The sequence below is a fragment of the Corallococcus exercitus genome (assembly GCF_042231735.1).
Lineage (GTDB): Bacteria > Myxococcota > Myxococcia > Myxococcales > Myxococcaceae > Corallococcus > Corallococcus exercitus_B.
The window spans coordinates 2,162,169-2,172,303 of record NZ_CP102577.1; the positions used below are offsets into that span (position 1 = coordinate 2,162,169).

General features: G+C 69.7%; 8 protein-coding genes. 4 read left to right on the top strand and 4 right to left on the bottom strand.

The features are described from left to right. Positions 1-12: 12 nt before the first annotated feature. Positions 13-1,470: an IMP dehydrogenase gene (guaB, locus tag NR792_RS07990; protein WP_375759476.1), complete on the top strand. Its 1,458-nt coding sequence runs from the start codon at positions 13-15 to the stop codon at positions 1,468-1,470. A gap of 49 nt (positions 1,471-1,519) precedes the next feature. On the opposite strand, the gene NR792_RS07995 is transcribed toward guaB, so the two are convergent. Continuing rightward, a complete protein-coding gene (locus NR792_RS07995; RefSeq protein ID WP_375759477.1) occupies positions 1,520-2,104 on the bottom strand; it encodes a hypothetical protein in 585 nt (194 codons plus the stop codon). Positions 2,105-2,228: 124 nt separating this feature from the next. Here NR792_RS07995 and guaA point away from each other — a divergent pair, with 124 nt between their 5' ends. Beyond that, entirely contained in the window at positions 2,229-3,782 is a 1,554-nt protein-coding gene (gene guaA, locus NR792_RS08000) for a glutamine-hydrolyzing GMP synthase (RefSeq protein WP_375759478.1), read from the top strand. Positions 3,783-3,803: 21 nt separating this feature from the next. Here the strand turns inward: guaA and NR792_RS08005 are convergent, their stop codons facing one another. From NR792_RS08005 to NR792_RS08015, 3 genes are all read right to left on the bottom strand, one after another. Further along, positions 3,804-4,574, bottom strand: coding sequence for a phytanoyl-CoA dioxygenase family protein (locus NR792_RS08005; protein WP_375759479.1), 771 nt, complete (start codon positions 4,572-4,574; stop codon positions 3,804-3,806). Positions 4,575-4,655: 81 nt separating this feature from the next. Beyond that, on the bottom strand, positions 4,656-6,749 hold the full coding sequence (locus tag NR792_RS08010; protein ID WP_375759480.1) for a S46 family peptidase: 2,094 nt from the start codon (positions 6,747-6,749) through the stop codon (positions 4,656-4,658). Between the two features lie 199 nt (positions 6,750-6,948). Beyond that, positions 6,949-7,725: a helix-turn-helix domain-containing protein gene (locus NR792_RS08015; RefSeq protein ID WP_375759481.1), complete on the bottom strand. Its 777-nt coding sequence runs from the start codon at positions 7,723-7,725 to the stop codon at positions 6,949-6,951. 105 nt (positions 7,726-7,830) lie between these two features. Between NR792_RS08015 and NR792_RS08020 the strand changes: the two genes are divergently transcribed. Both NR792_RS08020 and NR792_RS08025 read left to right on the top strand, forming a co-directional pair. Then, positions 7,831-8,658 (top strand): MBL fold metallo-hydrolase, encoded by an 828-nt coding sequence (locus NR792_RS08020; protein WP_375759482.1) that lies wholly within the window; start codon positions 7,831-7,833, stop codon positions 8,656-8,658. A gap of 25 nt (positions 8,659-8,683) precedes the next feature. After that, positions 8,684-10,003, top strand: a complete 1,320-nt coding sequence (locus NR792_RS08025) for an amidohydrolase family protein (protein WP_375759483.1) — start codon at positions 8,684-8,686, stop codon at positions 10,001-10,003. Positions 10,004-10,135: the final 132 nt, after the last annotated feature.

Below are 10,135 nucleotides of genomic sequence, written 5' to 3' on the forward strand. Positions count from 1 at the left end.
CCGGGAGCCCCCATGTTGAACCCCGATATCCGGCTGGCCCTCACCTTCGACGACGTGCTCCTGCTGCCCGGTGAGAGCGCCGTCACCCCGCGTGATGCCGACCTCTCCACCCGCCTGACGCGCAACATCCGGCTGAACGTGCCCCTGCTGTCCGCGGCCATGGACACCGTGACGGAGGCGCGCACCGCCATCGCCATGGCGCAGGAGGGCGGCATCGGCGTCATCCACAAGAACATGACGCCCGAGCAGCAGGCCCTGGAGGTCCTCAAGGTCAAGAAGTTCGAGAGCGGCATGGTGGTGGACCCCATCACCATTGAGCCCAAAGCACCGCTCGCCCGCGCCCTGGAGCTGATGAAGATGCACGGCGTGTCCGGCGTGCCCGTGGTGCAGGGCAAGCGCCTGGTGGGCATCCTCACCAGCCGCGACGTGCGCTTCGAGAAGAACTTCTCCCAGAAGGTCGAGGACGTGATGACGACGAAGCTCGTCACCGGCCGCGAGGGCATCTCCCAGGACGACGCCCAGAAGCTCCTCCACGAGCACCGCATCGAGAAGCTCCTCGTCGTGAACGAGGCCTACGAGCTCAAGGGCCTCATCACCATCAAGGACATCGAGAAGCGCCGCACCCACCCCAACGCCGCCAAGGACGCCAAGGGCCGCCTGCTCTGCGCCGCCGCCGTGGGCGTGTCCGCGGACCGCGAGGCCCGCATCGACGCGCTGGTGAAGGCGGGCGTGGACGTCATCGTCGTGGACACCGCGCACGGCCACTCGAAGGGCGTGATTGAGGGCGTGCGCGACACGCGCAAGAACTTCAAGGGCTTCGACCTCATCGCCGGCAACGTGGCCACCGCCGAAGGGACGCGCGCCCTGATTGAGGCGGGCGTGGACGCGGTGAAGGTGGGCATCGGCCCGGGCTCCATCTGCACCACCCGCGTGGTGGCCGGCGTGGGCGTGCCCCAGGTGACGGCGGTGGATGACTGCGCCCGCGAGGCGGACAAGCACGGCATCCCCATCATCTCCGACGGCGGCATCAAGTACTCGGGCGACATCGTGAAGGCGCTCGCCGCGGGCGCCAGCTCCGTGATGATCGGCTCGCTGTTCGCCGGCACCGAGGAGTCCCCCGGCGACGTCATCCTGTACCAGGGCCGCAGCTACAAGAGCTACCGCGGCATGGGCAGCCTGGGCGCCATGAAGCAGGGTGCCAAGGACCGCTACTTCCAGTCCGACGTGGAGGCGGTGAAGCTGGTGCCGGAGGGCATCGAGGGCCGCGTCCCGTACAAGGGCAGCCTCTCCATGAACGTGCACCAGATGCTGGGCGGCATCCGCAGCGGCATGGGCTACGTGGGCTGCGCCACCATCGAGGAGCTGCGCACGAAGGCCACCTTCACGCGCATCACGTCCGCCGGGCTCAAGGAGAGCCACGTGCACGACGTCATCATCACCGAGGAAGCGCCCAACTACCGGATGGAGTAGGGCAGGGGAGCCTCCCCCGGACAGGGCGCCGGGGGAGGGACTTCAGGGACTACTTGCCGCGACGCTTGCCGCCGCCGGACGCATCCTCGGCGGGGGCGGCCGTGGTGGACACGCGCTTCTCCGCCGCGTTGACGCGCTGGAGGAGCGACTCGCGGTCGTCCGGGTCCAGCGTCTCAATGGCCTTCTTCAGGGTGCCGAAGTCCAGGCGGGCCACCGTGACGGTGTTGCCGCCCTTGATCTCCTGCACGGTGGGGACCTCCACCAGCTCGCGCAGGTAGGTCTCGAACTCCACCCGGACGTCCGCGGTCTGCTGGATGCAGGTGTCCTTGGCGTTGACCAGGTTCTGGCTGCCCTCGCGGTAGCTCAGGTCCGGGTTGCGGGCCATGGCCTCCTCGAAGGTGTGGGTGCGGTCCTTCAGGGACGAGTACAGATTGACGTAGTCCACCAGCCGGTCCGACTCCGGCCGGTTCACGTCCCGCGCCTTGTTGAGGGGCGCGGAGGTGTCGTCACAGGTGAGCTTGGACAGCTCGCTGACCCCGGGCGAGTCCTTCACCGCGACGCTGCGGGTGTCTCGCTCCAGGCGTTCGTCGGAGGTGATCTCCTTCACGCACCCCGAAGCGGACAGGAGGAGCATGGCTGCTGCAGTGGAAGCGGACAGGCGGCGCACGAACAATTGACGGCCTTTCAGCGTTGATTTCCCGAAGTTTGTAGCGATAAGGGCCCCCACCCGTCAACGACGCCCCCTGGGAGAATCGCCGGTGGACCTGCACTCCGAGAAGATCCTGATCCTTGATTTCGGGAGCCAGTACACCCAGCTCATCGCCCGCAGGGTGCGCGAGCTGGGCGTCTACTGCGAGATCCACCGCCCGGACCTCCCCGCCGCCGACATCCGCCAGTTCGCGCCGCGCGGCATCATCCTCTCCGGCGGGCCGGCGTCCGTGGAAGCGCCCGGCTCCCCGCGCTGCGACCCCTACGTCTTCGAGGCCGGCGTCCCCGTGCTGGGCATCTGCTACGGCCTCCAGCTCATCTCCAAGCTCCTGGGCGGCCGCATCGACCGGGGAGCCCACCGCGAGTTCGGCAGCGCGGCGGTGGAGGTCCTCTCCGCGCGGGGCCCCTTCGCGGAGTTCCGCCCGGGTGACCAGGTCCAGGTGTGGATGAGCCACGGCGACCGGGTGGACGAGCTGCCGCCCGGCTTCGAGGCCATCGGCCGCAGCGGCAACTCGCCCTTCGCGGCGGCGGCCCACAAGACGAACCCCTGGTACGGCTTCCAGTTCCACCCGGAGGTCGTCCACACGCCGCAGGGCAAGGCCATGCTGCGCGCCTTCCTCTTCACGGACTGCAAGGTCACCGGCTCCTGGACGATGAAGGGCTTCATCGACGAGGCGGTGGAGACCATCCGCAAGCAGGTGGGCGAAGAGGGCCGCGTCATCTGCGGGCTGTCCGGCGGCGTGGACAGCTCCGTGGCGGCGCTGCTCCTGCACCGGGCCATCGGCCCCCGGCTCCAGTGCATCTTCGTGGACAACGGCGTCCTGCGTCAGGGCGAGCGCGCGCAGGTGGAGGCGCTCTTCGTGGACCGCTTCCACGTGCCGCTCAAGACGGTGGACGCGCGCGAGCGCTTCCTGTCGAAGCTGGCCGGCGTGACGGATCCGGAGCAGAAGCGGAAGATCATCGGCCGCGAGTTCATCGCCGTCTTCGAGGAGGCCTCGCGCGACGTGCAGGACGCGGGCTTCCTGGCGCAGGGCACGCTGTACCCGGACGTCATCGAGTCCGTGTCCTGGAAGGGCCCGTCCGTCACCATCAAGAGCCACCACAACGTGGGCGGCCTGCCGGAGACGATGAAGCTCAAGCTGGTGGAGCCCCTGCGCGAGCTCTTCAAGGACGAGGTCCGCGCGCTGGGCCGCGAGCTGGGCCTGCCGGACGAGATGGTTTCCCGCCAGCCCTTCCCGGGCCCGGGCCTGGCCATCCGCGTGCTGGGCGAGGTGAACGAGAAGCGCCTGGACCTGGTGCGCCGCGCGGACGCCATCGTGCAGGAGGAGATCCACAAGGCCGGCCTGTACAAGGAAGTCTGGCAGGCCTTCGCCGTGCTGCTGCCGGTGCAGAGCGTGGGCGTGATGGGCGACGAGCGCACCTACGAGTCCACCTGCGTGCTGCGCGCCGTCACCAGCGTGGACGGCATGACGGCGGACTGGGCGCGCATCCCGTTCCCCATCCTGGAGAAGATCTCCTCGCGCATCACCAACGAGGTGCGCGGCATCAACCGCGTCGTCTACGACATTTCCTCCAAGCCGCCCGCCACCATCGAGTGGGAGTGAGGCGGTAGCAGGGCAGGGGCCTCAGGTCACCGCGCGCCGGATGGCCTCCTCCACCGGCGATGTGTCCTCCGGGAGCCGCGCCAGGCTCAACGGCTCCCGGGGCAGGAGCGGCGGCTGCGCCATGAAGCGCGGCCGCGTGCCCCGGTGGGGCTGTGCGGAGTGCACGAGGAAGGGGTGGCACAGGTAGACGGTGCCCGCCTCGCCCGTGGCCAGCACCTCCCGCCGGTGGGCGGACTCTGAAAAGCCGTTGGCCGCGAGCTGCCGGAGCGTCAGGCCCGCCTCGCCCGCCGGGCCCAGCAGCCGGGCGATGTCCTGGTGCGAGCCCACCCGGATGCGCGTGGGCGCGTCGTCCTCGCCCACGTCGGAGAAGAGGAAGAGCATCAGCAGCGCCCGGCCCTTCGAGGCGACGTTGGCGCGCCAGTCCATGAAGTCCGGCTTGTCGAAGTCGAAGCTCACGTCGATGTGCCACCCCGCGTCGCCCGGATCATCCGGGGAGGGGAAGCGCACGGGGAACGTGCCCATGGCCCGGCACGGCAGCCAGCGGCCAGGGCCCACCAGCGCGTCGAAAGCCGCGTGCAGCACGGACGTGTTCGCGGCGTCCACGAAGGGCTTCTGCGTGTACATGCCCAGGCGGATGACGGGCCGGGTCCAGGTGGCGGGCCGGTCCGGGTCGCAGCCCGTGTCCTTCCAGAGAATGGCCCGGGCCTCGTCCGCGAGCTCGCGGGGGAAGGCCCCGTCGATGCGGAGGAACCCGTCCCGCATGAACTGCTCACTTCGGGCGTCGTGCGACATGGGGCGCACGTTACCAGGAAGAAGAGGCTGCCCGGTTCGCACCGGACAGCCTCTGGGGACTTCAGGACGCGGTGGGAAGGACTACCCCGCCGGGTTCGCCTTCACCGGCGGCACCTTGGTGCTGCCGGGGCGCAGCTCTTCCAGGACGCGGTTGGCGCCGTAGATCTTCTGGAGCGCCTCGATGATGGCGTCCGAGTGCACGGACACGGTGCGGTTGACGGACTCGTCGAAGCCGTACTCACCGCCCAGCGACTGGATGTTGCCGTCGAACACCAGGCCGACGATCTCGTGGTTCTTGTTCACCACGGGCGAGCCGGAGTTGCCGCCGATGATGTCGTTGGTGGTGACGAAGTTCATCGGCGTGGTGCCGGTGATGACCTTCTCCGACTTCACCCACGACTTGGGCAGGGCGTACGGATCCTGGCCCGTGGCGTGCTCGAAGGCGCCGGCCATCTGCGTGATGGGGGCGACCTGCTGGCCGTCCTCCGTGTAGCCCTTCACCGAGCCGAACGACACGCGCGGGGAGAAGGTCGCGTCCGGGTACTGGCTGGTGCCGTAGATGTCGAACTTCGCCTTGGCGACGAGCTCGCTGTTCTTCTTGATGACGGACTCCACCTCCTCCTCGAACTTCTTGCGGATGGCGCGCGCGTCCGGGTCCACCAGCAGGGCCAGCTGGATCATCGGGTCCTTGGACGCGTCCACGGCCTTCTTGCCGCCGTCGAAGAGCGCCTGGCGCGTCTTCACGTCCGCCAGCTTGGAGCCCTTCACCACGCGGGTGGCGACCTGCGCCGGGGACTCCTTGCCCAGCACCTTCTTCACGAACGGGTGCTTGCCGCCCAGCTCCTCACGCAGCTTGGTGAGGCTGAACGTCAGGCGGGCAATCTCCAGCTCCGGGTAGATGGGCGCGGGGCTGAACAGCTGCGCCTTGAGCGCGGGCTGGTTGGCGTCGTTGAACTCACGCAGCCGCTGGCCGTTGTCCTTGGGCAGCTCGTCGCCGGCGCGCACCAGCGTCTTGGCGATGCTGAACAGGGTGGAGGAGATGCCCTGGCCCTGCTCGATGAAGTTCAGGTCCTTGCGCAGGTTGACGAGCTGCGCCTCGGCCTTGGCGATCTCATCCCACGCCGCGCCGTACTTCTTCTTCATCTCCGGGTTCGCGTCGACCTTCTTGCGCAGCTCCTGCTCCGCGGCGACCTTGGAGGCGAAGAACTTCTTGTCGAGCAGCGCCTCGTGGCGGCCCTTGGACGCCTTGAGGCTGTTCTCCACGCCGAACAGCAGGTTGTTGGCGATGCGCTTCTGCTCGGGGCCGCGCTTCTGGAACTCGGTGACCATGCCGCGCAGCTCGGACAGGTACATGAGCGTCTTGGGCATGGACACGTCGCGGATGTACTCCAGCTCCGCGATGGTCAGCGCGCGCGACGTGCGGCCCGGGTTGCCGGCCACGAACGTGAGCTCGCCTTCCTTCGCGCCGTGCTCGGACCACTTGAAGTAGTCCGGCGTCTTCACCGGCTGCTTGTCCTGGTAGACGCGCACGAAGGTCACGTCCAGGTCGTAGCGGGGGAACTCGAAGTTGTCCGGGTCACCGCCGAAGAAGGCGATGGCGTGCTCCGGGGCGAACACCAGGCGCACGTCCTGGAAGCGGCGGTACTTGTAGAGGTTGTACTTGCCGCCCTGGTACAGCGTGACGACGTCACAGCGCACCTTGTCGTCGCCGTTGGCGCAGGCCTTCTCCACCTTGGCCATCTCCGCCTTCAGCGTGTCCGAGTACTGCTTGCCGGTCATCGACTGGGTGGCCTTGTTGAGCTGATCCGTCACGTCGGTGATCTCGACGAGCTGGTTCACCTCCATCGCCGGGCACTGCTTCTCCTCGGCCTGCGTCTTCGCGTAGAAGCCGTTGGCTAGGTAGTCCTGCTTCGCGCTGGACAGCTGCTCGATGCAGCCGCGCGCGCAGTGGTGATTCGTCATCACCAGGCCATCCGGCGACACGAAGCTGGCGGAGCAGCCGCCGGCCAGGCGCACCGCGCCCAGGCGCAGCTTGTCCAGCCACTGCTGATCCGGCTGGAAGCCGTACTTCTCCTTCACCTTGGCGGCGGGGAAGTTGTTGAACGTCCACATGCCTTCATCGGCGAGCGCCGGGGCGGCACCCACGAGGGCGGCGATGACGACCAATCGCTTCATGAGTTGGGATCCTTTCGGGCCGCGGGACGGAGACCCGCGGGGACGGGGCGTTTGTGAGGGATGCCCCAGCGGCGGTCAAGCTGGGAAAACGCCCGCGCCAGCAGCACAACGTCCGGGCGCCCGAAGGATTCCCTGGGACCCCTGGCAGGCAGGCGGATTTCCCACCCGCCGCGTCCCGACGCACCGCGTCCGAGCTGGCTCAGGCCGCCCGGGCCCGCATCCACGCGCCCGGCGTGGTGCCCAGCACGGCCCGGAAGTCCGCGATGAGGTGGGCCTGATCATAGTAGCCCGCACCGGCGGCGATGCTTCCCCAGTCCGGCCGTGCGCCCTGGACGGTGGAGGCCTGGAGTGCGCGCTGGAAGCGCACCAGCCGGGCATAGGACTTGGGTCCCATGCCGAGCACGTCATCGAAGGCGCGGCGCAGGTGCCGCTCGCTCACGCCCAGGGTGCGGGCCAGGTCCGCGACGCGGGGGATCTCCACGGCGCCGGTGAGCAGGCGGATGCCACGCCGCACGAGGTACGCGGCGGCCGGTTCGAAGACGTCGTCGCGGTGGAGCCGGTCCACGAGCGCGGCCTCCAGGGTGCGCAGGCGGGCCTGGGAGGTGGGGGCCTCCGCGAGCGCGGCGCGGAGCCGGGCGCCGTCCGCCTTGCCCCAGAGCGTGTCGATGGAGAGCGAGCGGTGGGCCAGCTCCGACATGGGCAGGCCGAAGAAGGGGTAGGCGCCGCCGGGCTTGAACTGGATGCCAAGGGTGTCCGGCGGCACCTCCGAGGGCGCCTTGCGCAGCACCTGCTCCCGGGGCCCCAGGGCGTGCACGTCGCAGGTCGTGGGGGTGACGCGGACCACCAGCTCCACGGTGCCGTCCGGCACGCGGACGTAGTCGCCCGGGGAGGGACCGCGCCAGAGCACGCGCACCCGCTGGATGAAGCGGGACAGGTCGGCCCGGGGGGCCAGCGCGGTGTCGGGCGGAGCGGCCATCACCGGGGAGCATGGGGCGGCCGGGCCGGGGCTTTCAAGCCGCGCCGGGGCGCATGGCCGATTCCTCCAATCGGGCACCGGGGCCCGGTTCGTACCTTGCCGGGCATGCGAATCCACCACCTCAACTGCGGAACCCTGTGTCCCGCCAGCGCCCGGTTCGTCACGGGCTCGGGCGGGCTGTTCGAGCGGGCCCGGATGGTCTGCCACTGCCTGCTCTTGGAGACGTCGCGGGGGCTCGTCCTCGTGGACACGGGCCTTGGCACCCGGGACGTGCGGGACGCGAAGGGCCGGCTGGGACAGCGCTTCGTGAGGCGGAACACGCCCCGGTTGGATCCGGCGGAGACGGCGCTGGCCCAGGTGGAGCGCCTGGGCTTCCAGCGCGAGGACGTCCGGCACATCGTGCCCACGCACCTGGACCTGGACCACGTCGGGGGGCTGGCGGACTTCCCGGACGCCCAGGTCCACGTCTTCGGGGACGAGCACGCCGCGGCCGTGGTGCCCCCGGTGGCGGGCGCGAGGCACGGGTACAAGCCGGTGCAGTGGGCCCACGGGCCGAAGTGGAGCCGGTACGCGGTGGACGGGGAGCGCTGGTTCGGCTTCGAGGCGGTGCGGGTGATTCCGGGCCTGGACGCGGAGGTGCTGCTGGTGCCGCTGACGGGCCACTCGGCGGGCCACTGCGGCGTCGCGGTGAAGGGCCCCGGAGGCTGGGTGCTGCACGCGGGGGACGCGTACTTCAACCACCAGGAAGTGGATCCGGTGGCGCCGCGAAGCCCGTGGGGCGTGGCGCTGTTCCAGCGGTTGTACTCCGCGGACAACGCCGTGCGGCTCCAGAACCAGGAGCGGCTGCGCGGCCTGGTGCGTGCACACGGACACGAAGTGAAGGTGTTCTCCGCGCACTGCGCGGTGGAGTTCGACCGGCTGCGCGCGGGATGAACCAAGCCGGTAGCATGGCGGGACCTTGCGACGCGCTCTGCTCTTCGGGTCCCTCCTGCTGTCGTTGTCCTCCAACGCCGCCGCACCCGCGCGGGTCCAGGTCCTGAAGGCCGCGCGCCTCTTCGATGCGAAGGCGGGGAAGGTCGTCACGCCGGGCGTGGTGGTGGTGTCGGAGGGAAGGGTGGTGGGCGTGGGACCGAAGGCGCCCGTGCTCGAGGGCGCGAGCGTCGTGGATCTGGGCGACGCCACGCTGCTGCCGGGCTTCATGGACGCGCACACGCACCTGACCGTGGAGCCCGGGCCGGACTGGCGCAAGGACCTGGTCGACAGCTTCCAGCGCACCATCCCCGAGCAGACGCTGGACACGCTGCCGTGGGCTCGAGCGACGCTGATGGCGGGCTTCACCACCGTGCGCAACCTGGGCGCGGAGGACTTCATCGACGTGGGCCTGCGCAACGCCATCGCGCGAGGCAACGTGGTGGGGCCGCGCATCCTCGCGGCGACGTCCAGCCTCAGCTCCACGGGTGGGCACTGCGACTACGGCAACTCCTTCCGCAAGGGCCTGCTCGCCCACGACGCCAGCCCCGGCGTGGCGGACGGTCCGGACGCGCTGCGAGCCAAGGTGCGCGAGAACCTCAAGTACGGCGCGGACCTCATCAAGGTCTGCGCCACGGGAGGCGTGATGAGCCTCAACGCGGACCCGGACGCGCCGCAGCTCACCCAGGCGGAGCTGGACGCGGTGGTGGATGAAGCGCACGCGCACCGGCGCAAGGTGGCCGCGCACGCGCATGGCGCGGAAGGGGCGAAGCGCGCCATCCGCGCGGGCGTGGACTCCATCGAGCACGGCACGCTGATGGACGACGAGGGCGTGGCGCTGATGAAGCAGAAGGGCACCTGGTACGTGCCCACGGCCTTTGCATTCTTCGGAATCAAGGAGCTGGCGGATCAGGGCAAGCTCCCCCCGGACACGGTCGCCAAGCTGCGCGCCGTGGACAAGCGGCGGGAGCACGTGCTGCGCAAGGCGATCTCCATGGGCGTGCGCATCGCCTTCGGCACGGACGCGGGCGTGTTCGCGCACGGCCGCAACGCCCAGGAGTTCGCGCTGCTGGTGGAGGCAGGCCTGCCGCCCGCTGAGGCGCTGCGCACCGCCACTGTGAACGCGGCGGAGCTGCTGGGCGTGGCGGACAAGCTGGGGACACTGGAGCCCGGGAAGCTGGCGGACGTCGTCGCAGTGCCGGGCGATCCGTTGAAGGACATCCGTGTCACGCAGAAGGTCTTCTTCGTGATGAAGGACGGCGTCATCCATCGCGATGACACGGCGGCCTGTTCACGCACCGCGCCATAAGGTTCGCGAACACCTCGACGCCGGGCCAGACCATCCTCGTCACGCGCCAGGCCAGCGAGGCCCCGGGCCGCGGGCACCGCGAACCTGTCCGACTGTCGGACAGCTTTTCACTGCGTACCGGGACGGCGCGGC

Coding starts and splice junctions, on each gene's coding strand:
- guaB (WP_375759476.1), top strand. CDS start 13: ATGTTGAACCCCGATATCCGGCTGGCCCTCACCTTCGACGACGTGCTC.
- NR792_RS07995 (WP_375759477.1), bottom strand. CDS start 2,104: ATGCTCCTCCTGTCCGCTTCGGGGTGCGTGAAGGAGATCACCTCCGAC.
- NR792_RS08005 (WP_375759479.1), bottom strand. CDS start 4,574: ATGTCGCACGACGCCCGAAGTGAGCAGTTCATGCGGGACGGGTTCCTC.
- NR792_RS08010 (WP_375759480.1), bottom strand. CDS start 6,749: ATGAAGCGATTGGTCGTCATCGCCGCCCTCGTGGGTGCCGCCCCGGCG.
- NR792_RS08015 (WP_375759481.1), bottom strand. CDS start 7,725: ATGGCCGCTCCGCCCGACACCGCGCTGGCCCCCCGGGCCGACCTGTCC.
- NR792_RS08020 (WP_375759482.1), top strand. CDS start 7,831: ATGCGAATCCACCACCTCAACTGCGGAACCCTGTGTCCCGCCAGCGCC.